The organism is Cellulomonas flavigena DSM 20109, from assembly GCF_000092865.1.
GTDB lineage: Bacteria > Actinomycetota > Actinomycetes > Actinomycetales > Cellulomonadaceae > Cellulomonas > Cellulomonas flavigena.
The window spans coordinates 232111-255385 of record NC_014151.1 but is presented as its reverse complement, the minus strand read 5'-3'; the positions used below and the strand labels follow the sequence as shown (position 1 = coordinate 255385).

Annotated in this window: 21 protein-coding genes; 5 read left to right on the top strand and 16 right to left on the bottom strand. The window is 74.3% G+C overall.

From position 1 onward, the window contains the following. Positions 1 to 34 precede the first annotated feature (34 nt). Positions 35 to 943, bottom strand: a complete 909-nt coding sequence (locus tag CFLA_RS01090; RefSeq protein WP_013115469.1) for a hypothetical protein — start codon at positions 941 to 943, stop codon at positions 35 to 37. After that, entirely contained in the window at positions 940 to 1467 is a 528-nt protein-coding gene (locus CFLA_RS01085; RefSeq protein ID WP_013115468.1) for a hypothetical protein, read from the bottom strand. Before CFLA_RS01085 ends, CFLA_RS01090 begins: the two co-directional genes overlap by 4 nt. Before the next feature lie 108 nt (positions 1468 to 1575). Here CFLA_RS01085 and CFLA_RS01080 point away from each other — a divergent pair, with 108 nt between their 5' ends. Continuing rightward, positions 1576 to 3051, top strand: coding sequence for a phytoene desaturase family protein (locus CFLA_RS01080; protein WP_013115467.1), 1476 nt, complete (start codon positions 1576 to 1578; stop codon positions 3049 to 3051). A 25-nt stretch (positions 3052 to 3076) separates the two neighbouring features. Here CFLA_RS01080 and mnhG read toward each other — a convergent pair whose 3' ends face one another. Genes mnhG through CFLA_RS01050 form a run of 6 tightly spaced genes read right to left on the bottom strand, consistent with a single transcriptional unit; the run spans position 3077 to position 9749 of the window. Beyond that, positions 3077 to 3460, bottom strand: coding sequence for a monovalent cation/H(+) antiporter subunit G (gene mnhG / locus CFLA_RS01075; protein ID WP_013115466.1), 384 nt, complete (start codon positions 3458 to 3460; stop codon positions 3077 to 3079). Next, positions 3457 to 3954, bottom strand: coding sequence for an MrpF/PhaF family protein (locus CFLA_RS01070; protein WP_013115465.1), 498 nt, complete (start codon positions 3952 to 3954; stop codon positions 3457 to 3459). Before CFLA_RS01070 ends, mnhG begins: the two co-directional genes overlap by 4 nt. Then, a complete protein-coding gene (locus tag CFLA_RS01065) occupies positions 3951 to 4523 on the bottom strand; it encodes a Na+/H+ antiporter subunit E (RefSeq protein WP_013115464.1) in 573 nt (190 codons plus the stop codon). Before CFLA_RS01065 ends, CFLA_RS01070 begins: the two co-directional genes overlap by 4 nt. Next, complete coding sequence (locus tag CFLA_RS01060) at positions 4520 to 6097, bottom strand: Na+/H+ antiporter subunit D (protein ID WP_013115463.1); 1578 nt, start codon at positions 6095 to 6097, stop codon at positions 4520 to 4522. The genes CFLA_RS01065 and CFLA_RS01060 overlap by 4 nt, the downstream gene beginning before the upstream one ends. After that, positions 6094 to 6621, bottom strand: coding sequence for a Na(+)/H(+) antiporter subunit C (locus CFLA_RS01055; RefSeq protein WP_013115462.1), 528 nt, complete (start codon positions 6619 to 6621; stop codon positions 6094 to 6096). The genes CFLA_RS01060 and CFLA_RS01055 overlap by 4 nt, the downstream gene beginning before the upstream one ends. A gap of 11 nt (positions 6622 to 6632) precedes the next feature. Beyond that, on the bottom strand, positions 6633 to 9749 hold the full coding sequence (locus tag CFLA_RS01050; RefSeq protein WP_013115461.1) for a Na+/H+ antiporter subunit A: 3117 nt from the start codon (positions 9747 to 9749) through the stop codon (positions 6633 to 6635). Between the two features lie 394 nt (positions 9750 to 10143). Between CFLA_RS01050 and CFLA_RS21050 the strand changes: the two genes are divergently transcribed. From CFLA_RS21050 to CFLA_RS01035, 3 genes are all read left to right on the top strand, one after another. After that, a complete protein-coding gene (locus tag CFLA_RS21050) occupies positions 10144 to 12468 on the top strand; it encodes a (Fe-S)-binding protein (protein WP_013115460.1) in 2325 nt (774 codons plus the stop codon). Positions 12469 to 12616: 148 nt separating this feature from the next. Beyond that, a complete protein-coding gene (locus CFLA_RS01040) occupies positions 12617 to 12847 on the top strand; it encodes a hypothetical protein (RefSeq protein ID WP_013115459.1) in 231 nt (76 codons plus the stop codon). A 5-nt stretch (positions 12848 to 12852) separates the two neighbouring features. Beyond that, on the top strand, positions 12853 to 13122 hold the full coding sequence (locus CFLA_RS01035) for a hypothetical protein (protein WP_013115458.1): 270 nt from the start codon (positions 12853 to 12855) through the stop codon (positions 13120 to 13122). A 179-nt stretch (positions 13123 to 13301) separates the two neighbouring features. Here the strand turns inward: CFLA_RS01035 and CFLA_RS01030 are convergent, their stop codons facing one another. The 3 genes from CFLA_RS01030 to CFLA_RS01020 all read right to left on the bottom strand — a co-directional run bounded on the left by CFLA_RS01030 (position 13302) and on the right by CFLA_RS01020 (position 14559). Further along, complete coding sequence (locus CFLA_RS01030; protein WP_013115457.1) at positions 13302 to 13838, bottom strand: GrpB family protein; 537 nt, start codon at positions 13836 to 13838, stop codon at positions 13302 to 13304. 96 nt (positions 13839 to 13934) lie between these two features. Beyond that, positions 13935 to 14273: a HepT-like ribonuclease domain-containing protein gene (locus CFLA_RS01025; protein ID WP_013115456.1), complete on the bottom strand. Its 339-nt coding sequence runs from the start codon at positions 14271 to 14273 to the stop codon at positions 13935 to 13937. Next, positions 14263 to 14559 carry a nucleotidyltransferase family protein gene (locus tag CFLA_RS01020; RefSeq protein WP_052302650.1) on the bottom strand — a complete coding sequence of 99 codons (297 nt, stop codon included), beginning with the start codon at positions 14557 to 14559 and terminating at the stop codon, positions 14263 to 14265. The genes CFLA_RS01025 and CFLA_RS01020 overlap by 11 nt, the downstream gene beginning before the upstream one ends. A gap of 156 nt (positions 14560 to 14715) precedes the next feature. On the opposite strand from CFLA_RS01020, the gene CFLA_RS01015 reads away from it, so the two are divergent. Beyond that, positions 14716 to 15690, top strand: coding sequence for a hypothetical protein (locus CFLA_RS01015; RefSeq protein ID WP_013115454.1), 975 nt, complete (start codon positions 14716 to 14718; stop codon positions 15688 to 15690). 27 nt (positions 15691 to 15717) lie between these two features. Here CFLA_RS01015 and CFLA_RS01010 read toward each other — a convergent pair whose 3' ends face one another. From CFLA_RS01010 to CFLA_RS00990, 5 genes are read right to left on the bottom strand one after another with little or no spacing between them, the layout of a single operon-like run. After that, the gene (locus CFLA_RS01010; protein ID WP_013115453.1) at positions 15718 to 17946 is read right to left on the bottom strand and encodes a penicillin acylase family protein; all 2229 of its coding nucleotides are present in this window, start codon (positions 17944 to 17946) and stop codon (positions 15718 to 15720) included. Between the two features lie 2 nt (positions 17947 to 17948). Then, a complete protein-coding gene (locus CFLA_RS01005) occupies positions 17949 to 19757 on the bottom strand; it encodes an IucA/IucC family protein (protein WP_013115452.1) in 1809 nt (602 codons plus the stop codon). Next, positions 19754 to 20383, bottom strand: a complete 630-nt coding sequence (locus CFLA_RS01000) for a GNAT family N-acetyltransferase (protein WP_013115451.1) — start codon at positions 20381 to 20383, stop codon at positions 19754 to 19756. Before CFLA_RS01000 ends, CFLA_RS01005 begins: the two co-directional genes overlap by 4 nt. Next, a complete protein-coding gene (locus tag CFLA_RS00995) occupies positions 20380 to 21750 on the bottom strand; it encodes a lysine N(6)-hydroxylase/L-ornithine N(5)-oxygenase family protein (protein WP_013115450.1) in 1371 nt (456 codons plus the stop codon). The genes CFLA_RS01000 and CFLA_RS00995 overlap by 4 nt, the downstream gene beginning before the upstream one ends. After that, positions 21747 to 23201 carry a pyridoxal phosphate-dependent decarboxylase family protein gene (locus CFLA_RS00990; protein ID WP_013115449.1) on the bottom strand — a complete coding sequence of 485 codons (1455 nt, stop codon included), beginning with the start codon at positions 23199 to 23201 and terminating at the stop codon, positions 21747 to 21749. Before CFLA_RS00990 ends, CFLA_RS00995 begins: the two co-directional genes overlap by 4 nt. Between the last annotated feature and the right edge of the window lie 74 nt (positions 23202 to 23275).

Genomic DNA, 23275 nt, shown 5'->3' with positions numbered 1-23275 from the left:
GCGGCGGGGACGACGAGGGACGCGGGCCGGGCGCTCAGCCGACGGGCGCCCGGCCCGCCGTCCTCCCGCGCAGTGCGGCAGCAGCGGCCCGTGGCGCGGCGAGCAGCGGCACCCCCCGCGGGAGTCCCTGGGGCACCGCGACGGCCGCGGCCGTGAGCACCCACGCCGAGTAGTCCAGGCCGAGGAACGCCCAGATGCTCGTGTGCATGACGAGCACGGCGAGGGCGAACGGGATCCGCGTGACCCGCAGCGCGAGCAGCAGCGGGGCGCCGAGCTCGAGGCACAGCGCGCCGCCGGCGAGCAGCTGCGTCAGCCACGCCTGGTCGGCGACCGCCTGCGTGAGTCCGGGGCCGAACGGCGACTCGCCCCAGCGCAGCACCCACGCCATGTTGTCGCTCAGCACCCACTCGATCCCGCTGTGCCGCACCTTCTGCGCACCGGTGAGGAAGTAGACGCAAGCCAGCACCGCGAGCGCGGCACGCGGCGGCCAGCCCCACGCGACGCGCGCGTCCCGCGCCGGCACGTCGCGCCCGGGGACGCGCGCGAGCAGCAGCACCGCACCGACGCTCACCGTGAGCACGTCGTTGTGCATGACCTTGCCCGAGCTGCCCCACAGCCCGGTGAGCACCATGTACGCGACCCAGGCGAGCACGAACCCCACCTGCGGGCGGCGCCGGGCGACGACGAGCACGACACCCGCCAGCCCGGCGACCTGCAACGCGACCAGCACCCACGCGGGCGCGGGTGCGGGGAACCAGCCGACCGCCGTGCCGTGCCAGGTGAGCTCGGCAGGACGCGCCGCGATGCGGGTCCAGTCCCGCGTCGCCAGGCGCAGGCCGACGACGAGCGCGACCAGCGTGTGCACCTCGAGCAGCCGGAACGCCGGGCCGGGCGCGACGAGACGTGCGTCGAGCCGGGCGAGCGCCCGCGCGACGCCGCTCACGGCGCCTCTCCGGCGCCGGCCACCGGCCGGCGCTCGGCCGCCCGCATCGCGATCTGCACGACCACCCGGCGGTCGGTCACGCGCTCGTCGAGCGTCCGCGCGTCCATCGTCCGGCGCACGCGCTCGACCTCCACCGACTCGACGTCGGCCACGTCGATCCCCGCGAGGCCCAGCCACGCGGCGGCCATCTCCCGCTGCCGCGCCGGCGGGACCTCGCGCAGGAGGCGGTACTGGTGGCTCGTGGTGGCCAGGACCTGGTCGTGCTCGTCGAGCGGCACGGGTGCACGGGTGCCGTCGGCGCCGACGGCGACGAGCTCGAGGCTCACCTGCGACTCCGTGCGCACGCCGCTGAACAGCCGGTACGCGGTGAGCGGCCACAGCTCGGTCTCGTCGTCGTGGGCGACGCCGAGCAGCACGGCGACGACCACCACCGTGACCCACCGCGCCAGGTGCGCCTCCCGGCGGTCCAGGCGGTCCTGCGCGTCCCGGGCGCGCCCGGACCTGTCGCGTCCCCCTGCGGCCACGCGCGCGACCTCCTTCGGCGTCGATGTCCCGCACATCAGGGTATGCGGGCCTTCACCCGGCGTGCGCCGGTTCGCGCCGTACGCGTCCTCGACGGGATGATGGCCCGCATGGACGTCGTCGTCGTCGGATCCGGACCCAACGGGCTGGCCGCAGCCGTGACGATGGCGCGCGCCGGGCTCGCGGTCACCGTGCTCGAGGCCCAGCCCACCATCGGCGGGGGCGCGCGCACGCTCGACCTCGGCCTGGCCGACGGGCTGGTGCACGACGTCTGCTCGGCCGTGCACCCGATGGCGTGGGCGTCGCCGTTCATGCGGGCGTTCGGGCTCGAGCGGCGCGTGGACCTGCTGACGCCCGAGGTGTCGTTCGCGCAGCCGCTGCCCGGGGGGCGCGCCGGGATCGCGTGGCACGACCTGGAGCGGACGGTCGAGAGCCTGGAGGAGGACGGACCGGCGTGGCGCTCGCTGGTCGGCGAGCTCTCGCGGCACAGCGGCGACGTGGTGCGCGTCGCTCTCGGTGACAAGCGCAGCCTGCCGCCCGGCCTGCTGCCCGCCGGCCTCGTCGGCGCCGCGCGGTTCGGCCTGGGCGTGCTCGAGCAGGGCACGCCCGCGTGGGACGCGCGCTTCCGTGGTGATGTGGCCCCGGCGCTGCTCACGGGCGTCGCCGCGCACGCGATCTCCCCGCTGCCGAGCCTGGCCGGCGCGGGCACCGCCCTCCTGCTGGCGTCGCTCGCGCACGCCGGGAGCGGCTGGCCGATCCCCCGCGGCGGCTCGGGCGCGATCGTCGCGGCGCTGGTGGCGGACCTCGAGGCGCACGGCGGCACGGTCGTGGCCGACCACCCGGTGCGCTCGCGCGCCGACCTCCCGGACGCCCGCTGCTACCTGTTCGACACCACCCCGCGCACGCTCGTCGAGGTGCTGGGCGACGAGCTCCCGCCCGGGCGGCGCGCCGCGCTCGAGAGGTACGCGTACGGCGACGGCGCCGCCAAGGTCGACTTCGTCCTGTCGGGGCCCGTGCCGTGGGAGCACCCGGACGTCGCGCGGGCCGGCACCGTGCACGTCGGCGGGACGCGTGCGGAGATGGCCCGTGCGGAGGCCGACGTGCACGCCGGCCGGCACGCCGAGCTGCCGATGTGCCTGGTCAGCGACCCGTCGGTCGTCGACCCGGGGCGTCGCAGCGGTGACCTGCGCCCGCTGTGGGCGTACGCGCACGTGCCCGGCGGGTCCGACGTCGACGTCACCGAGGCTGTCGTCCGTCACGTCGAGCGCTACGCGCCGGGGTTCCGGGACGTCGTGATGACGTCCCGGTGCGTGCCCGCGTCGCAGATGTCGCACCACAACGCCAACTACGTGGGGGGCGACATCTCCGCGGGGGCGGTCAGCCTGCAGTCGATGTTCGCGCGGCCCACCGCTGCGCCCGACCCGTACGCCGCGGGCGTCGACGGCGTGTACCTGTGCTCGGCGTCGACACCGCCCGGGCCGGGCGTGCACGGGCTCGGCGGGTGGTTCGCCGCGAGCCGCGCGCTGCGCCGCGAGTTCGGGATCCGGGTGCGGTCGGTGTTCGCGGACCGGCGCGGCGGCGTCTGACGGCGGTCCTGCGGGCGGTGGACCGTCAGAGGTCCTCGCCCGCGCGCGTCGGGCTGCCCTGCGTCTCGTCGAGGTCACGCGTGAGCTCGTCCACCACGAGGAGGTCGCTGCGGACCTTGCCCGTGCGGAACCCCGCGCGCCCCACCATGTGCGCGGCGACGGGCGCGGTGATCATCTGGAAGACCGCGACGAGCAGCAGCGCCCACACCGCGCCGCCCTCGCGCAGCCGCAGCGCGAGGCCGATGAGCACCAGGATCAGGCCCAGCACCTGCGGCTTCGTCCCGGCGTGCATGCGGGCGAGCAGGTCGGGGAAGCGCAGCGCACCCACGCCGGCGGCGAACGCGAAGAACGCGCCCCCCAGCAGGCAGACGATCGACACGGCGTCGGCCATCGCGCCCCAGACGGTCATCGTGCCTCCTCGTCGGCCGGGCCCCCGTGGTGCTCGGGGTCGGGCTGGTCCTCGACGGTCTCGCGTGCGCTGGCGGGGACCTCCTCCTCGGCGACGAGCTCACCCTCGGCCCGCTCCTCGACCGCACGGCGTCGGCGGCGACGCGCCTCTTCCTCCTCCTGCTCGAGGCGGCGCTTCTCGGCCTCCTCGGCGGCGACCTCCTCGCGCGTGCGCACGCGGCCCTCGCCCTCCGGCTCGACGGCCGCGAACCGCGCGATGGTCACCGACCCGACGAACCCGACGAGCGAGAGCACCACGAGCAGCGGGACGACGTCGGCGCGGCGGAAGTAGGCGGCGTACAGCGCGACGGCGGCGATCATCGTCGTGACGACGATGTCGAGCGCGACGGTCCGGTCGAGCATGGACGGGCCCTTCTCGGCCCGGGCGATCGCGAACAAGGCGCCCAGCGTCAGCAGCACGCCACACACGACGACCACGACGTCGAACGCGCTCATGCGGTCACCTCCCCCGCGCGGGCGCTGCGGTGCAGGCCGGCGGCGGCGAGCTCGTCGGGCGACGCGAGCGCCCGCAGCACGCGCGCCTCCTGGTCGAGCACGTTCTGCCGCGCCTTCTCCACGCCGCCGCTGGTCGCGACGTCGAGGACGTGCACGTACAGCCGCCCGGTCAGCCGGTGGGCCTCGACGATGATCGAGCCGGGCACGAGCGAGACGAGCTCGGCCGTGAGCGTGAGGTACAGGTCGGAGTGGCTGCGCAGCTGCACGCAGATCACCGCCCCGCGCGGCGTGTGCCGCGGGCGCAGCGCGACCAGGCTGACCTCGAACGACGCGCGCACGAGGTCGACCGCGAAGCGCCCGAGCAGCACCACGAGCCCCACGGGGTGCACGCGCCCGCGGAAGTCGACGGGCGTCATGCGCAGTCCCGCGGTCACCAGCACCCCGAGCAGGGCGCCGTTGACGATGTTGCCCCAGGTGACGTCGCCCCACAGCAGCACCCACACGGCGGTGAGCCAGATGATGGTCGCCCACTGGAAGCTCCAGCCGGTCCGTCGGGGGTGCAGGCTCATCCGTCGGCCTCCGCGTCGTCCGTGGCGTCCTCGGCGTTCTCCTCGGCGGCACGCTGCGACTCGCCCTCGCCGCGCGCACCGTCGGGCAGCACGGCCGTGACGTACGGGTCGCGCTCCTTCAGGGCCAGCGCGGCCCGCTCCGTGTAGGCGTACAGCGGGCCCGCGAAGACGGTCAGCGCGAGGCTGAACACGACGAGCGCCGCGGTCGGCGCGACCATCATCGACGGCACGCGGTTGGCCGGCAGCTCCTCCGGCGGGCTCTGCCAGAACGCCTTGTTCCACGCCTTGATGAGCGCGTACAGCGTGAGCAGCGACGTCACGACGGACCCGACGACGAGCGTGTAGCCCAGCGGTGTGCCGAGCTGGACGCCCGCCTCCAGGAGCCCGACCTTGCCGAGGAAGCCGGAGAACGGCGGGATGCCTCCCAGGTTCATCGCGGGCACGAAGAACAGGATCGCGAGCACCGGCGTCATCTTCGCCAGACCGCCGAGGCGGTCGAGCGACGTCGTGCCGCCGAAGCGTTCGACGAGCCCGACGACGAGGAACAGCGCGGTCTGCACGGTGATGTGGTGCGCCACGTAGTAGACGGCCGCGGTCCAGCCCTCCGTGCTGCCGAGCGCGATGCCGAACACCATGTAGCCGATGTGGCTGACGAGCGTGAACGAGAGCAGTCGCTTCACGTCGTCCTGCGCGACCGCACCGAGGATGCCGACGACCATGGTGGCGAGCGCGACCCACAGCAGGATGTCGTCGAGCCGCCCCCCGGGGAACAGCAGCGACTGCGTGCGGATGATCGCGTACACACCGACCTTGGTGAGCAGGCCGGCGAACACCGCGGTGACGGGTGCGGGCGCGGTCGGGTAGGAGTCCGGCAGCCACGACGACAGCGGGAAGACGGCCGCCTTGATGCCGAACGCCAGCAGCAGCATGGTCTGCAGCACGAGCCGCACGCCGGGGTCGACCTCCGGCAGGCGGATCGCGAGCTGCGCGAGGTTCACCGTGCCCACCGCGGCGTACACGGCGGCGATGGCGACGAGGAACAGCACGGACGACAGGATCGCGACGACCACGTAGATCGTGCCCGCACGGATGCGCTCGGTGGTGCCCGACAGCGTGATGAGCACGTACGACGCGGCGAGCAGGATCTCGAAGCCCACGTAGATGTTGAACAGGTCCCCGGAGAGGAACGCGTTGGCGACGCCCGCGGACAGCACCAGGTACGTGGGGTGGAAGATCGAGATGGGCGCGAACTGCTCACCGTCCTCGCGGCCCTGCGCGAGCGAGTAGACCAGAACGCACAGGATCACGACGGACGACACCGTGAGCATGAGCGCCGAGAGCCGGTCGGCGACCAGGCTGATGCCCACGGGCGCGGCCCAGTCGCCGACCTCGACCACGACGGGCCCGGCGTCCGCGAGCACGAGCAGCGCCGCCGAGACGATCGCGACGATCGTGAGGGTCGCGAGCGACACGATGCGCTGCAGGCGCGGGCGCCGGTACAGCGCGAGCGCCAGGCCGGCGGCCGACAGCGGCAGCACGACGGGCAGCGGGACGAGCCAGCTCCAGTCGGTCATCGTCCCTCCTCCCTGTGCGTGGTGTCGCTGCCCGGCGGCGGCCGCTCGGCCGGTGCGCCGCCGAAGGCCTCGCCCAGGTCCGTCTCGTCGCGGGTGCTCGCGGCCTCCTCGTCGAGGGTCTCGCCCTCGTACTCGGTGTCGTCGTCCTCGAAGGCGCGTTCGTCGATCGCGGCGAGGCGCACGATGCGGCGGTCCTCGACGTCGTCCTGCACCTCGTCGTGGCGGTGCAGCTGCCACGACCGGTAGGCCATGGCCAGCAGGAACGCCGTCAGGCCGAGCGTGATGACGATGGCCGTGAGGATGAGCGCCTGCGGCAGCGGGTCGCTCATGGGCCGGTCGCTCGCGACGCCGATGATCGGGGGCGCACCGGCCGCCCCGCCCGCGACGAGGATCAGCAGGTTCGTGCCGTTGCTCAGCAGGACGATGCCCAGCAGGATGCGCGTCAGGCTGCGCTCCAGCACGAGGTAGACGCCGACGGTGAACATCACCGCGATCGTCACGACGAAGACGAGGTTGGGGCTCATGAGGACGCCGCTCACGGTGCCGTCCCCTCACCGGTCGACCCGGACCCGCGCGCGACGACGACGTGGTCGTAGCCGCTGACGGCGTGCTCCGCGACCTCGTCCTCCCCCGTCTCCGCACGGCGGTCGATCTCCGCGCCGACGCTGCGCAGGATGTCGAGCACGAGCCCGACGACCACGAGGTACACGCCCACGTCGAAGAACAGGCTGGTCACCAGCTTGACGTCGCCCCAGACCGGCAGCCGGAACTCCAGGATCCAGGACTCCAGCACGTTGCCACCCACGAACAGCGCCGCGAGCCCCACACCGGCGGACAGGAACAGACCCATCCCGAGCAGGACGCCCGGCTGGACGGGCGCGGCCTCGCCCAGCTCGTAGCGGCCGCCCGCGAGGTACCGCACCGCGAGCGCGATCCCCGTGACGAGCCCTGCGGCGAACCCGCCACCGGGCTGGTTGTGGCCGCTGAACAGCAGGAACGCGGAGTACACGATCATCGTGTGGAACAGCAGGCGCACGACGACCTCGAAGATCACCGAGCGGCGCTGCGGCGCGACCGTGCGCCCGGCGCGCAGCCACTCGCGCGCGCGGGACCCGACGGCGCGACCCGTGCCGCGCGAGGGCGTGGCCGGCGCGCCGCCGTCGATGGCCTGCGCGCCCGTCGGCGCGGTGGTCCCGGGCGCCGTGCCGGGACGCCGCAGGGCCGCCATCGGGTCGGGGGTGCCGCCCCACACCGCGCGGTCGGCGGGAGCCTCCCGCTCGCGGAAGATCCGTCCACCGCGTGCCGACAGGAAGACGAGCGACGCGACGCCCGTCGCGGCCACGAGCAGCACGGAGAGCTCGCCCATGGTGTCCCACGCGCGGATGTCGACGAGCGTGACGTTGACGATGTTCTTGCCGCCGCCGAACTCGTAGGCCTCGGTCGCGAAGTCCGTCGACACCGGCGCGTGCACGCGCGCCGACGGCGCGACGAGCGCGACCCCGGCGACGGTGAGGCCGACCGCGAGGCCCAGGCCGAGGCGCAGCCACCGCGACCCGGCGAGCGGGCGGTCGGAGAAGTACGGGGGGAGCCGGCGCAGCACGAGCACGAACACGACGAGCGTGATCGTCTCGACCAGCACCTGCGTGACCGCGAGGTCCGGCGCGCCGTACAGCAGGAACATCCCGGCCGTGGCGTAGCCGCTGATGCCGGCGAGGATGACGGCCTTGAGCCGGCGACGGGCGCGGGCGACGAGGATTGCGGCGACGATCGCGGCGGCCGCGAAGATCGTCTGCGCGGCGTAGTCCCAGGGGCGTGTCTCCACCTGGAGCGACGTGCCCGCCAGGAGCGCGGTGCCCACGGCGGCGACCCAGGTGAAGAGGATGACGCCGAGGTACAGGGGCAGCGAACCACGCTGGGTGACGGCGGTGACGTCGGCGGCGACGTCGTCGAGCTTGCGCATCGAACGGCGGTACGTGAGGTCGGCCTCGAAGACGTGCGGTGCGCGCGCCTGCCACCGCTCGGCCCTGTCCCGCACGAGGAACAGCAGGCCACCGACGCCGAGCACGCCGACCGTGAGCCACAGCACGAGCCCGAACCCGCCCCACAGCACGAGGTGCCCGGGCTCGCCGAGGGGGTACGTCGCGGCGTACGGCGCGAGCAGGTGCTCGCCGAGCTGCGGGAGCAGCGCGACCGCGACGCCGAGGAACGCCAGGACCAGCGCGGGAGCGGTGAGCAGGAACGACGGGCGGGAGACCGGGGCGGGCTCGACGGACTCGTCGCCGCCCGCGGCCAGCGACGTGGTCGTCGCGACGCCCTGCTCGTCCTGCGTCTGCGACTGCGGGACCAGCGCGGGCTTCGTCGCGAACGCGCCCCACCAGAAGCGCAGGCCGTACGCGACGGTCAGCGCCGAGCCGAGGACGACGACCGTGAGCACGACCGTCCCGATCGTGCCGTCCTCGAGGTGCACGAGGGCTTCGAGGCCCGCCTCCTTGGCGACGTACCCGGCGAACGGCGGCAGCCCGATCATCGACGCGGTCGCCAGGCCGCCCGCGAGCGCCGTCCACGGCAGGGCGCGGCCCACACCCGACAGCCGCCGCAGGTCACGCGTGCCGCAGGCCACGTCGACCGTGCCGACGACCAGGAACAGGGCCGCCTTGAACATCGCGTGCGCGCCGAGCATCGCCAGGCCCGCGAGCGCGGTGGCCTGCGTGCCGAGCCCGACCAGCAGGATGATCAGCCCGAGCTGGCTGACGGTGCCGAACGCGAGCACGAGCTTGAGGTCGTGCTGCCGCAGCGCGCGGTACCCACCGAGCAGCAGCGTCCCGCCGCCCAGGACGACGACCGTCCAGCGCCAGACGGGCAGCTCGGCGAACGCGGGCGCGAAGCGGGCGACCAGGTACACGCCGGCCTTCACCATCGCGGCGGCGTGCAGGTACGCGCTGACGGGTGTCGGCGCGGCCATGGCGGCGGGCAGCCAGAAGTGGAAGGGGATGAGCGCGGACTTCGTCGCCGCGCCCGCGAGCAGGCACGCCACGGCGGCGATGATCGCGGGGGACGCCGCGGGCGGGTCCGTCACGAGCGCGGACATCGAGTAGGTGCCGGCCGCGTGGCCCAGGATGACGACACCGACGAGCATCGCGAGGCCGCCCGCGGTGGTGACGATGATCGCCTGCATGGCGGCGCGCCGGCTCGCCTTGCGGTCGGCGTAGTGGCCGATGAGCAGGTACGACGTGACGGTCGTCAGCTCCCAGAACATGAACATCAGGAGCAGGTCGTCGGCCGTGACGAGGCCGAGCATCGAGCCGGCGAAGGCCGTGAAGACGCCGCCGAACCGCCCGAGGCCCGACGCGGTCGGCGAGAAGTACGCCGCGCAGTACACCAGCACGAGCGCGCCGACACCGCCGACGACCACCGTCATGAGCCACGAGAGCGTGTCGAGCCGGAAGCTCAGCTCGATGCCGAGCGCGGGGATCCACTCGACCACCTGGACCGGGCCGTCGCCGGCCTGCACCTCGGCGGTCTGCGTCAGCGCCCACACGGCCGCGGAGGCGGGCGCCAGCGCGAGCGTCCAGAACGCGCGCCGGCCGAGCCACGTGAACAGCAGGGGCGCGACGAGGGCTGCTGCGAGGTGGAGGATCAGCAGCAGCAGCACGTCCGGCTCCGTCCGTGTCGGGGGCGGGTGGTCGGTCGGTCAGGTGGTCCGTCCTGTCGGCGGCGACGGGACGGTGGCGCGTGCCCGACGCTGCGGGAGGACGCCTGTGTCGATGTGAAGGTGCGACCACGCACGGCGCTCGTCGACGTCGGGCCCCGGGCGGTGCCGAGCCGGGGCTCGCGCTGCGCGGGACGGGTCGTCGGGTGGCGTCGTGGTGGGTGCGGGGGGACGGCCCGATCCTACCAACGGAACGGCGTGCGCCCACGTCAGCGGCCTGCACGGCGCCTCCCCCGGGGGCAGGTCGGGGCATACCGGGCGGGCGAGCGGTCAGGTGGGTGCGCCGCGTCACGGACCGGGGCGCCGTGACCGCGACCTGTCCGGCTAGGTTGACCGCGTGGACGGACTCCAGGTGACGGCGCTCGTGCTCGCTGCGGTGGCGACGGTCGTGGGGGTGGCGGCGTTCGCGCGCGGCGTCGTCGTCATCGTGCGGACCGTGCGCACCGGGCGGCCGCTGCCCGGGCGCTGGTCGCCGGTCGGGCCCCGGCTGACGAACCTGGTCCGCGAGGTGCTCGGGCACGGGCGGTTCCAGCAGCGGCCCGTGGTGCGCGTCGCGCACTGGCTCGTCATGGTGTCGTTCCCCGTGCTCGTCGTCACGCTGCTGACCGGGTACGGGCAGCTCGTGGACCCCCGGTACGGGCTGCCCCTGGTGGGGCACTGGCTGCCGATGGAGTGGGCGGTCGAGGCGTTCGCGTGGCTGGGGTTGCTGGGCATCGGGGCGCTGATCGTGCTGCGGCAGCGGGTGCGGCCGCGGGCGTCGCAGCCGGAGGCGGAGCAGCGGCGGTCCCGGTTCTTCGGGTCGAACCAGGTGTGGGCGTACGTCGTCGAGGCGACCGTGCTGCTCGTCGTGCTGGCCGTGCTGGTGCTGCGCGGGCTGGAGTACGCGCTGGGCGTGCAGGACGGCGAGGCGTGGGCGACCGCGGCGCACTTCCCGCTCACCGCGTGGTTCGGGGCGTCGTGGGTGCCGGTGGCCGCGGGGACGCTGGAGACGGCCGTCGTCGTGGTGGCGCTGGTGAAGATCCTCGTGTCGATGACGTGGTTCGTGGTGGTCGGGCTGGCGCCGACCATGGGTGTCGCGTGGCACCGGTTCCTGGCGGTCGTCAACGTGTACGCGCGCCGGGAGGTCGACGGTTCCCCCGCGCTGGGGCCGCTGGTCCCGCTGCGTGACCCGGCGGGCGAAGCCCTGGACCTCACGGCCGTCGAGGACCTCCCCGACGACGCGGTGCTGGGCGTGCGGGCCGTCGAGGACCTGCCGTGGAAGGGCCTGCTCGACGTCGCGACGTGCACCGAGTGCGGCCGCTGCCAGGACCAGTGCCCGGCGTGGGCCACGGGCAAGCCGCTGAGCCCGAAGCTGCTGACGCTCGCGCTGCGCGACCAGGCGGCCGCGACGGCGCCGTACGTGCGGGCGGCACGGGCGGCGGGCGCCTCGCCGGAGGCGGCGGCGGACCCGCACCTGGGCGTGGACCTCGTCGCGTCGGGTGTCATCGACCCCGACGTGCTGTGGGCGTGCACCATGTGCGGCGCGTGCGTGCAGCAGTGCCCCGTCGACATCGAGCACGTCGACACCATCGTCGACATCCGCCGCTACCAGACCCTCATGGAGTCCGCGTTCCCCGCCGAGCTGGGCGGCACGTTCACCAAGCTCGAGCGGCGCGGCAACCCGTGGGGGCTGCCCGCGCGGCAGCGCCTCGAGTGGGCCAAGGGGCTGGAGTTCGACGTGCCGGTGGTCGGCGTCGACGTGGAGTCCGCGGCGGAGGTGGACTGGCTGTTCTGGGTGGGCTGCGCCGGTGCCTTCGAGGACCGCGCCAAGCGCACGACGCGCGCGGTGGCCGAGCTGCTGCACGCCGCGGGCGTGACGTTCGCGGTGCTGGGGGACGGCGAGACGTGCACCGGCGACCCCGCACGCCGCGCCGGCAACGAGCTGCTCTACCAGACGCTCGCCGTGCAGAACGTCGAGACCCTCACCGAGGCGGGCGCCACGCGCGTCGTCGTCACCTGCGCGCACTGCTTCAACACGCTCTCCCGCGAGTACCCGGCGATGGGCGGCCGGTACGAGGTGGTGCACCACACGCAGCTGCTCGACACGCTGGTGCGCGAGGGCCGGCTGCGGTTCGCGCCCGGGGTGGGCGAGGACGCCGACGGCGCCACCGTGACCTACCACGACCCCTGCTACCTGGGGCGTCACAACCAGGTGTACTCCCCGCCGCGTGACCTGCTCGCCGCCGCGGGCGTCACACTCGCCGAGATGCCGCGCAACCGCGAGACGTCGTTCTGCTGCGGCGCCGGCGGCGCGCGCATGTGGATGGAGGAGACGATCGGCGAGCGCATCGGGACCGTGCGCGCCGCCGAGGCCGTCGCGACGGGCGCGTCGGCGATCGCCACGGCGTGCCCGTTCTGCACGGTGATGCTCCACGACGGGGTGGCGGCACAGGCGCGGGCGTCGGCCGAGGCGGACGGCTCGGGTGCGCAGGGCTCCGGTGCCGGCCCCGCTGCGGACGGCTCCACGCCGGACGCCACCGGCACGCACCCCACCCCGGGCGCGGCGACGACCGGCGCGAACGCCCCGGCCGGGCCGGGCGCGCCCGCGGCTCGCGGGCAGGTGGGCGTCCCGGAGGTCGCCGACATCGCGGTCCTGCTCCGCGACCGCCTCACCACCGACTGACGACTCCGCTCGGAGCCTCTGCCGGAAAGTGGTCACACCTGCGGGTCCGACGCCGTGACGTGGTCACCGATGCGACCACTTTCCCCGACGGTGCACCGATGCCGCCCGGCTGCTTGTCCCGCACCGGAGTGCAAGGTAACTTGTTGACGTGGACAGCGAGCCGATCGTTCTCCACAGCGCCTACCGGCACGGCGTCTCCGAGGAGTCGATCAAGCACGCGTTGCGCAATCACGTCGACCTGTTCGACGTGGGAGACGGGATGACGATGGTCATCGGTCCGGACCGCAGCGGCGGTCTCATCGAGGTCGGCGTCGTCGAGCGCTATGACGACCTGTACGTCGTTCACGCCATGCCAGCACGACCGAAGTTCCTGAGGTGATGCCGATGCCCCGCTCGCTGGACGAGATCATGGCGCAGGCCGACGACCTGGCCGACCGCTTCGAGTCGTACGAGCCGGAACCCGGCGACCGTGACACCGTCTCGCCTCTCACGCAGCTGCGGCTCGCGGCCCTCAAGCGCGCCGAGGCTGAACGTGAGATCGCCGAGGCCGTCGCGAACGCCCGACGTTCGGACACGTCATGGAAGGTCATCGGCGCTGCGGTGGGGACGAGCGGCGAGGCGGCGCGCCAGCGGTACGGCAAGCGCGCGTCCTGACTGACAACCGCTACGGCCAACGCGGCTAGGGCGCGTCTCCCAAACTTCACGCCGCCCAGCGCGCTGGCCCAAGGCTGCGACGTGAAGCGGCGGCTCACTCATCGTCGTGTCCACGTCCTGAGGCGCCCTGCTTGAGGTCGTGCTCAGAGCGTGGCGCGCACAAGCTCCCGGAGGCGGCGTCAGGCGTTCATGGACGCCACAGACTCCAGCTCGTGCGCGGTCATGCCGCTTGCCTTCAGGACCTGCTGCAAGACCGCAGTCTTCCCGGCGACGTACTCCTCGACCGACGCGAGGTCGCGGCCCGCGAGGGCCTCCTTGACGGCGGCGTACTCGGCCCGCAGAAGCGGGTCATTGCGCAGCACATCGCGCACCGCCAGATGGTTACGCAGCGCCAGGCACCCCTCGACGCACACGTACACGTGCCGCGGCACACCGTGGGGAGGGGACTCGAAGGCGTGCCTCCCCGGGATGCCGCGCTCACCCCGGTGAACGTACCCGGCCGCGCACAGTGCCGCGATCACCCCTGCGAGCTGCGCCTCGTCGGCCACCACGTCGACGTCGATGACAGGCTTCGCCGGCAGCCCCGGCACTGCGGTGCTGCCCACGTGCTCGATCGCCGAGACGGTACCGGGTGCCAGGGCCGCTACGAGCTCGCGCCGGACGGACTCGAACGCGCTCGGCCAGCACTCGTCGTAGGGAACCACGAACACGCGCATGCCGACATTCTTGTGCAGCGGCAGCGCACAGCATCCCCGTCACCACAGCGGAGTTGGGAGACACGCCCTAGTTGTCGAACCACCCTGAAGGGACGCTCACCTCAACGAGTCCCGCACCGTGTCCAGCTGGACCAGCAGGTCGGGGATCACGTCGTGCGCCGTCGAGACCAGCACGTCGACGTCGGCGGACCAGTAGCCGTGGACGATCCTGTTCCGCAGTCCGGCGGCTCGCCGCCACGGGACCTGGGGGTGCTGCGCCCGGGTCTCCTGCGACACCTGGTTCGCCGCCTCGCCGAGCACGGTGAAGTTCCACAGCAGAGCGTCACGCACAGTGAGATCTCGCTCGACCGCGGCCGCGTCGAGGCCCGAGGTGAGCGCAGCAATCCGCGCAGCGGCGTCGATCATCTCGGCGACGAAGAGCAGGTCAGGCCGCATAGAGCGCCCGAGCCTCCGTCTCGATGCGCTCGCGCAGCAGCGGGTGCACTGCTCGGCGTGACACGAGATCGACGGGCCGCCCGAGGATCTCGGCCATCTCGTCGGCGGCGTCGACGACCTCCCAGGTCAGGTGTCGTCCGGGGAGCAGGTCGTAGAGCACGTCGATGTCGGAGTCAGCGCGGTCCTCACCGCGCGCGACCGACCCGAAGACCTCGAGCCTCGCGAACCCGTACCGTGCGCACAGCTCGACAAGCGCGTGGTGCTGGCGCTCGTCGACGCGGATCATGGCGAACAGGCTAGTCGTCGCCCAGCCGCGGCGGGAGGTGGTCGTCTCCTCACCCCACCGGCACCGCCAAGGCGACTCCGGTGGCGCCGGACGGCCCACCGACGGCTCCGTACGTGCTCCCGCTCCTGGTGTCAGAGCCCGTCGCTACCGTGAATCATGACCCTCGACGGCGCCCTCCTGGACTGGCTGCTCGACTCCGACCCGGCGCTGCGCTGGCAGGTCGAGCGTGATCTCGCGGGTGCGCCCGCGGCGGTGTGGCGGGCGACCCGGGCGCGGGTCGCCACCGAGGGGTTCGGGGCGCGGCTGCTCGCGCTGCAGGACGCCGACGGGCAGTGGGCCGGGGGCGCGTACTTTCCCGGTGGCTTCGACTTCGACGGGCCCGAGGCGCAGCCCGGTGCGGGGCAGCCATGGACGGCGACGACCTGGACCTTGAACACGCTGCGCGACTGGGGCCTCGACGCGGCCGCGCTCGCCGGCACGGCCGACAGGCTGCAGCAGCACAGCCGCTGGGAGTACAACGACGAGCCGTACTGGAACGGCGAGGTCGACTGCTGCATCAACGCGTTCACGCTCGCCAACGGGGCGTGGCTGGGAGCGGACGTCACGGCGCTCGCGGAGTGGTTCCCGGCCCACCGGCTGCCCGACGGCGGCTGGAACTGCGAGTGGGTCGAGGGGTCGACGCGGTCGTCCGTGCACTCGACCCTGAACACGGTCAAGGGCCTGCTCGCGTACGAGGCGATGACGGGCGGCACGGACGTGCTGCGCGACGCGCGGCACGCCGGTGAGGAGTACCTGCTGCAGCGGCGGCTGCTGCGTCGCGTGACGACCGGTGAACCCCTCGGCCCGTGGGTGACGGTGCTGAGCTACCCGTTCCGGTGGCGGTTCAGCACCCTGAACGCGCTCGACCACTTCCGGGCCGCCGCCCTGCACGACGGCACCCCGCCCGACCCCCGCCTCGCCGACGCCGTCGAGACCGTGCGCACCGCACGGCAGCCCGACGGCACGTGGCTGCAGCAGGACCGCCTGCCGGGGAAGGCGTGGTTCGAGGTCGACGTGCCGGCCGGTGAGCCGTCACGGTGGCTGACGTTCCACGCGGCCCGCGTCCTGGCGTGGTGGGACGCCGCCGCCTGAGCGGTGCGACCGGGCGCCCCGCCGCCGTCAGCCCGGCGTGCGCTCGCCGGCCCCGCGCACGCCCACCTGCGGCGGCAGCGGCTCCGGGCTCAGCGTCTCCCAGTCCGTGACGACCTCGACGGTCCCCGCCACCGCCCACGTGGCGTGCTGGTCCGCGAAGTGCGGGCTGCGCGGGTCGCCGGACGACCCAAAGGGCACGCCCCAGCGGCTGCGTGACCGGTCACCCAGGTCCCACACCCACCGGGCGACCGACCCGCGGAAGGCCCGGTCGGTGACCCCCGGAACGGTCCCGGTGCAGCGCACGGTGTCCTGGTCGCCCCCGAGCGGCAGCGCCGGGACTCCGGGGACGACGGCGCCCGGGACGTCGGCCAGCACGTGCGCGGGCAGCACCGTGTGCCGGTCACCCCACGTGCCGCCGACCCCACCCGCCGCGACCGACTCCAACGCCGCACGCACGTGCGCCGGCCCGTCGATCCCCAGGTCCGCCCGGCCCAGCAGCGCCGGCAGCGCCGCGCCGATGCGCCCCCGCAGGCTGAACCACGCGTCGAACGCCGGCCCGGCGTGGTGGGGCGCGTCGAGCGCGCGCAGCGCCGGCTCCTCGACGAGCCGGGCGACGAGTGCCGCACGCAGATCCGCGAGCAGCGCGGCCTCCGCCGAGTTGGCATCCATGTGCAGGTCCCACGCGAGCAGCCGGTCACGGACCGCGGCAGCCTCCGCGCTCAGCCCGTCGAGACCCGCGACGTGCCGCAGCAGGCGCGCCGCACCCCCCCAGTGCGTGTCCCCGTGCACCGCGGCCATGTCGGGCACGTCCCACGACGCACGTCCCGCCAGCAGCGACCGGATCCGCTCCCCCCGGTCCGGCGAGTACACCGCCCCGTGGTCGCGGTCGGCGGACAGCGGCCGGTCGTTCGCGTCGACGGCGAACCCGTCCACCACCACCGGCGCGGCCAGCCGCCGCCACGGCCGCGGCGCGTGCGTGGCGTCCCACGCGCGCAGCGACAGCCACCGGTCGTCCGGCGCACGGTCGGCCACGCGTCCCGCGTCGAACGTCAGCACGTCCCCGTCCGCGTCCGCGGCGACCACCCGGTTCACCGGGTCGATCCACCCCGCGAGCGCGTCCGCGACGTCCCGGGCGGTGCGGGCGCGCAGCAGCGGGCGCAGGCACGCGAAGCCGAGGTCCGCGTCCTCGGCGGCCTGCAGCCGCACCGACCGCCCCTCCTCCAGCCCGGCCAGCGGCACCGGTCCGGTCGCCACGCCGTCCTGGTCGACGGCACGCCCCGGCGGCATGCCCCGCACGACGACCGGCCCGCGCGCGGTCCGCAGCGCCTCGACCGTCAGCGCCTCACCACCGCGCACCCGCACCTGCACGGTCCGGACGTCGACGGGCTCGCTGCCGTCCGGGCCGATCGCCCGCCACGCGTCGCCGTCGTGCAGCAGCAGCTCGCGGTACGTCTCCGCGGAGTGCGCGACGGCGTTGGTGATGCCCCACGCGGCGGGGCCCGTGTGACCGAAGTGCGGCAGCCCGGGGACGCCGGGGAACGCGAGCCCCAGCACGTCGTACTCGCCGCACGCGAGGCGGATCTGCTGGTAGGGCCCGGGCAGCTCGAGCACGCGGTGCGGGTCGCCCGCGAGCAGCGGAGCGCCGGACGCGGTGCGCGACCCGTGCAGGGCCCACGCGTTCGACCCGCTCGTCGGCCCGTCCCCGGACGGGTCGAACAACCGCACCAGCTCCAGCGGGTCGACGTCGGCGAGCAGGTCGGACCCCCGCGCCGCCCGCACGACGTGGTCGTGCCACAGCACGCGCGGGAACGTCGAGAACAGCGCGTGGTTCACGAGGAACACCCCGAGCGGCGCCCACGCGGGCCACGGGTCGTCGGGGGTCGTGCCGCCCAGGACGCGGTCGAGCTCGTCGACCTCCACCGGCCGGTCCGCCGAGGCCAGCCCGGCGTTCACGCCGGCCGTGTAGGAGTCGACCCACGCCCGGTCGTCGTCCGCCAGCGCGTCGTACGCGCGCTGCGCGAGCCCCGGCAGGTCGAGCCGGTGCGCGACGACGTCCCACGCCACCCCGCCGGCCCCGATGTGCTCGGCCAGCCGTCCCTCGGCGCGCCACCGGTCGGTCTGCACCTGCCACGTCCGGTCCCGCGCGGTCACCCACCCCTGCCCGTGGGCGAGCGTGAGCTCGTCGTCCGCGCGCACGTGGGGCACACCCCACGTGTCGCGGAAGACCTCGAAGCGCACGTCGGGGCCGTGGGACACGTTCAGGACCGCGCGACGGGGTTGGCGAGCGTGCCCGCGTAGATCAGCGACCCCGACAGGTCGGTGAGGTCGACCATGTGCTCGGTGTTGCGCAGCTGCAGCCGGTTGAGGCACGAGTGCTTGAACCGCGGCGCACGCAGGTCCACGCCCGACGGCAGGTCCGGGTGGTCGGCCAGGTGCGCGTCGATGGTCTCGGCGACGAGGTCCCAGAACGCGTCCTCGGCCAGCACGCCGTCGGTCACGAGGACCGCCGCGAGGTGCCGCAGCACGCCGTCGAACACGTCGGTGAAGATCGCCAGCGCCTTCTCCTCGTCGTCCACCACGGTCCGCACCCGCTCGACGTCCTCGGGCAGCGGCCGGTCGGACAGCACGGCGATCTCCTCGCCGATGTCCTTGAGGAACGCGCCGACGGGCACATGGTCCTCCCAGACGAGGATGACGTTCTCGCCGTGCGGCATGAACGCCAGGTCGTACGCGCGCAGGCAGTGCACGAGCGGGCGCAGGTAGACCCGCAGGTAGGCGCGCAGCCAGTCGACGGGGTCGAGGCCGGACGCGCGGACGGCGGCCGTCGCGTACGCGTCGCCGGCGGCGTCGCGGTGCAGCAGCGCGGCCATCGTCGTGGCCCGCTGCCCGGGCGCGAGCACCGGCTGCTCGCGCCACAGCGCCGCGACCATGGCCCGGTGCTTCGAGGGCTCGGCGGTGCGGTGGTACGCGTCACCCGTGTACCCGATCGACGCGCGCTCGCGCAGCAGCCGCACACCGCACGCGGCGAGCTCGGTGTCCGTGTCGACGAGGCTCGCGACCCAGTCGTTGATCGCGGGCGTCGTGCGCATGTAGTACGGCGACAGCCCGCGCAGGAACCCCATGTTCTGGATCGCGACGGCCGTCTTCACGTAGTGCCGGTCGGGCCGGTCGACGTTCATGAGCGTGCGCACCGACTGCTGCGGGCGGTAGGTGTCGTCGGACTCCCCCAGCAGCACGAGGTCGCGCCGCGCGACGTCCGGCGCGAACGTGATCGCGAGGCGGTGCTCCCACTGCCACGGGTGCACCGGCAGGTACCGGTACTCCGCGGGGTCCAGCCCCAGGTCGCGCAGCCGTGCGGCGAACGCGTCGCGCGTCGCGTCGTCGAGCTCGTGCCGGTACAGCGTCTCCTCGCTCAGGCCCTCGCCCGTCGCGACGTGGCTGACGGCCCGCCGCACGCCCAGCCACAGCAGCCGCACGGGCTGCGCCGCCTCAGGCGCATAGGCGGCGTGCTCCGAGACCCCGAACCCGATGCGCCCGTTGTTCGCGACGAAGCACGGGTGCCCCTCGGTCATCGCGGACTCGACCGTCAGCAGGTCCGCGTCGAGCAGCTCCGCGACCGTCGGCTGCGGGCGCGCGCGCCGGTAGGCGTGGCTCGCGAGCGTCGAGGCGAGCTCCTCGAGGTACAGCGGCAGCATGTCGTCCGGCACCTGCAGCAGCGGCTGCAGCTCGAGCACGAGGTCCTGCACGTCGAGCGGCGCGGGGCTGCCGTCGACCTCGCGCTCGAGGGACGCGGCGTCGATCGCCCAGTGCTCGAGGGCGAGACGCCGGGCCCGGAAGCGGTAGACGGCCCGGTGCCCGTCGGGGGCGTCGAGCGTGAGGACGTAGGCGCGCACGTCGCCGTCGGCCGGCACGGTCCGGTCGAGTGCCGGGGCGATCAGGCGCTCGTGCGCGAACTCCGCGAGGGCCTTGGTCACCAGGTGCCGCTGGGCGGCGGCCATGTGCTCGGGGGTGAGGTGGTCGGCGGTGTGCGGCCGGACGGGGGCGGGTGCGACGGCGGTCAGGGTCATCGGGGGTCCTCGTGGATGGTCCGGGCGCCGAGTCGGCTGGCCGCGAAGTCCTCGCGGGTGCAGACGGACAGCGCCGCGCGCTTGCCGGGCAGGTCGATCTCGCGGACCACGCGGAAGCCGGCGGCGGCGTTCTTGGCGGCGATCGCGGTGTTGCGGACGTCGGGCTCGACGACGACGCGCTGGGCGCGCAGCGTGCGGAAGCAGAACCGCATGGTCGCGGCCATGACGGCGTCGGTGAGGCCGTGCAGGCGCGGGCCCTCGGCCGGGGCGGTGAGCAGGTGCATGCCGACGTCGCCGGTGCGGGCGCGGTAGAGGCCGGCGAGCAGGACGCGCGACGGGTCGTAGGTCTCGACCATGAACCGCGGGCGCCCGCCGATGCGGCCGATCCACGCGTGCTCGTCGGTCGCGTCGGCCACGCGCCGGGAGTACGCCAGCACCTCGTCGAGACCCAGCTCCGTCATCTGCCAGAACGCCGACGACGGGTGCGTGAGCCAGTGGTGCAGCGCCAGGGCGTCGCGCTCCGGGACGACGCGGTCGAGGCGGATCGGGCCGATGTGCTTCCATGCCTCGTCGCGGACCGTCTCGGCGGACAGCGGCTCGGTCGGCTGGCCGCGCCAGCCCGTCACCGCGGAGTCCCGTCGGCGGCGGTCGCGAGCGGCGCGGTCACCGTCCCGGCGGGCGCCGGGTGCGCCCCCGTCGGGACGCCGAACTCCTGGAACGCGATGCGCTGCTCGCGCGGGTACACCTCACGCCCGCACACGGCCGCGAGGATCGCGGACGAGCGCCACGCCCCGAAGCCGAGGTCGGGCGCGGTCAGGCCGTGCGTGTGCTCCTCGCCGTTCTGCACGAACACCCTCCTGCGGCCACCGTCGACGGAGTAGTCCCGCGCGACGTCGAGCCGACCGCGATCGTCCCACGCGAGGCGGTGCGCGATGCCCAGGACGACGTCGGGCACCTGGGCCGCGTAGCCCGTGGCCAGCACGAGCGCGTCGGTGGTGCGCTCGTGCTCGACGCCGAGCTGCGCGTGCCGCAGGCGCAGCGTGTACCGCTCACCGTCCCACGTGGCGCCGAGCACCTCGGTGTCCGACAGCAGCGTCGTCGGCACCGCGCCCGTCGCGCTCTTGCGGTAGAGCGTGTCGTAGATGTCGTCGACGAGGTCGCCGCTGATGCCCTTGTACAGGCCGCGCTGCTCGCGCGTGAGGCGGTCGCGCAGCTCCGCCGGCAGGGCGTGGAAGTGGTCGGTGTACTCCGGCGACGTCATCTCGAGCGTCAGCTTGGTGTACTCCATGGGGAAGAACCGCGGCGAGCGCGTCACCCAGTCCAGGCGCGGCCCGCCCGGGCCCGTCGCCTCGAGCAGGTCGCGGTAGACCTCCGCCGCCGACTGCCCCGAGCCGACGACCGTCACCGACCCCGCCGCCTGCAGCGCGTCGCGGTGCGTGAGGTAGTCGGCCGAGTGCACCGCCGGGCCCGGGAGGTCACGCAGGGCCGCCGGGACGACGGGCTGCGTGCCGACGCCCAGCACGACGTGCCGCGTGCGGTACGACTCGACGCCGCTCGCCGTGGCGGCGTGGACGACGTACAGGTCCGCGTCGTGCGGGTCGACCTCGACCGACGTCACCGTGCGCCCCCACCGCAGCGCCGGGAGCTGCTCGGCGACCCACCGGCAGTACGCGTCGTACTCGGCGCGCAGCGGGTAGAACGACTCGCGGATGTAGAACGCGTACAGCCGGCCGGTGGCCTTGAGCCACGCGAGGAACGAGTACGGGCTGGTCGGGTCGGCCATCGTCACGAGGTCTGCGAGGAACGGGACCTGGATGGTCGCGCCCTCGAGCATCATGCCCGGGTGCCAGCGGAACTCGTCGGCGCGGTCGAGGAAGACCGCGTCGAGGTCGAGCGGGGCGGCGAGCGCCGCGAGGCCCAGGTTGAACGGGCCGATGCCGACGCCCACGAGGTCGTGGACGGGCGCGTCGGGACGCACCTGCGCCGCGCTCACAGGGCCACCGCCGCGTCCGGGCGCAGCAGGTCGTCGCGCTCGACGAGCGCAGCGGCCGTCTGCCGGACGAGCTCGAGCACGTGCCGCACGTCCGCCACCGTCGTGGCCGGGTTGAGCAGCGTGAGCTTGAGGCACGGGCGGCCGTCGAGAGTCGTGCGGGCGACGAGCGCGCGGCCCGAGCCGAACAGCACTCGGCGCACCTCGCCGACGAGCGCGTCCGCGTGGGCGTCGTCCAGCCCGTCCGGCTGGTAGCGGAAGAGCACCGTCGACAGGTCGGTCGGCGCCAGCAGGCGCAGGTCCGGGTCGTCCGCGACGAGGTCGTGCACGGCCGCGGCCAGGTCGATGGTCGCGTCCACCATCTCGCCGAGGCGGTCGGCACCGAGCGCGCGCAGGGTCGCCCACAGCTTGAGCGCGTCGAACCGGCGCGTGGTCTGCAGGGACACGTCGACCTGGTTGGGCTCGTCCTCCCCCGCGGGGTTGAGGTAGTCGTGGTGGTGCGCGACCAGGCGCAGGTCCGCGGTGTGCCGCACGACGAGCGCGGACGACGACACCGGCTGGAAGAACGCCTTGTGGAAGTCGACCGTCACCGAGCGGGCGCGCTCGATGCCGTCGAGCAGGTGCCGGCGCGTGCGGCTGACGAGCAGCCCGCAGCCGTACGCGGCGTCGACGTGCAACCACACGTCGGCCGCGTCGCACATGTCCGCGACGTCCGCGAGCGGGTCGAGGCAGCCGCGGTCGGTGGTGCCGGCCGTCGCGACGACGGCGGCGGTGTACCGGCCGTCGTCGGCGACGTGCCGCAGCGCGATGCGCAGCGCGTCGGGGCGCATCCGCCCGCGCTCGTCGACGGGCACGAGCCGCACCGCGTCGGGCGCGAGGCCCAGCAGGTACGCGGCGCGCTGCACCGAGAAGTGGCTCGACGCGGTCGCGAGGACCACGAGGTCCGAGGCCCGCACCCCCGGTGCCGTGGCCAGCGCGTGCTCGCGGGCCAGCAGCAGCGCCTGCAGGTTGGACTGCGTGCCGCCGGACGTGAACACCCCGCCCCCGGCCAGGAACCCGATGCGCCGGGCCGTCCACGCGACCAGGCGGCGCTCCATGAGCGTGCCGACCGTCGACTGATCGTACGTGTCGACGCTCGGGTTGACCGCCGCGAGCACGGCCTCGGCCGCGACGGCCGGCAGCGCGACCGGGCAGTTGAGGTGCGCGGTGTACGCGGGGTCGTGGAACCACACGGCGTGCTGCGCGAACAGCTCGTCGATCTCGCGCAGGGCCGCGGGGGTGCCGCGGCCCGGGGCATCGAGGTCGACCGCGTCGACGAGGGCCTGGAGCTGCTCGCGGGACGCGCCCGAGAACGGCTGGGTGGTGGTGCGGAACCGGGTGGCGACCCGGTCGACGGTGCCGCGCATGGCGTCGACGTAGGCGTCGGCGCTCGCGGCGGACAGCAGCTCGTGCACGCGTTCTCCCCTGCGGTGTGGTGAGGCTCGCCTCACTAAGGCGCGCCTAACCTACGGCATGGAAGCCGGGACGC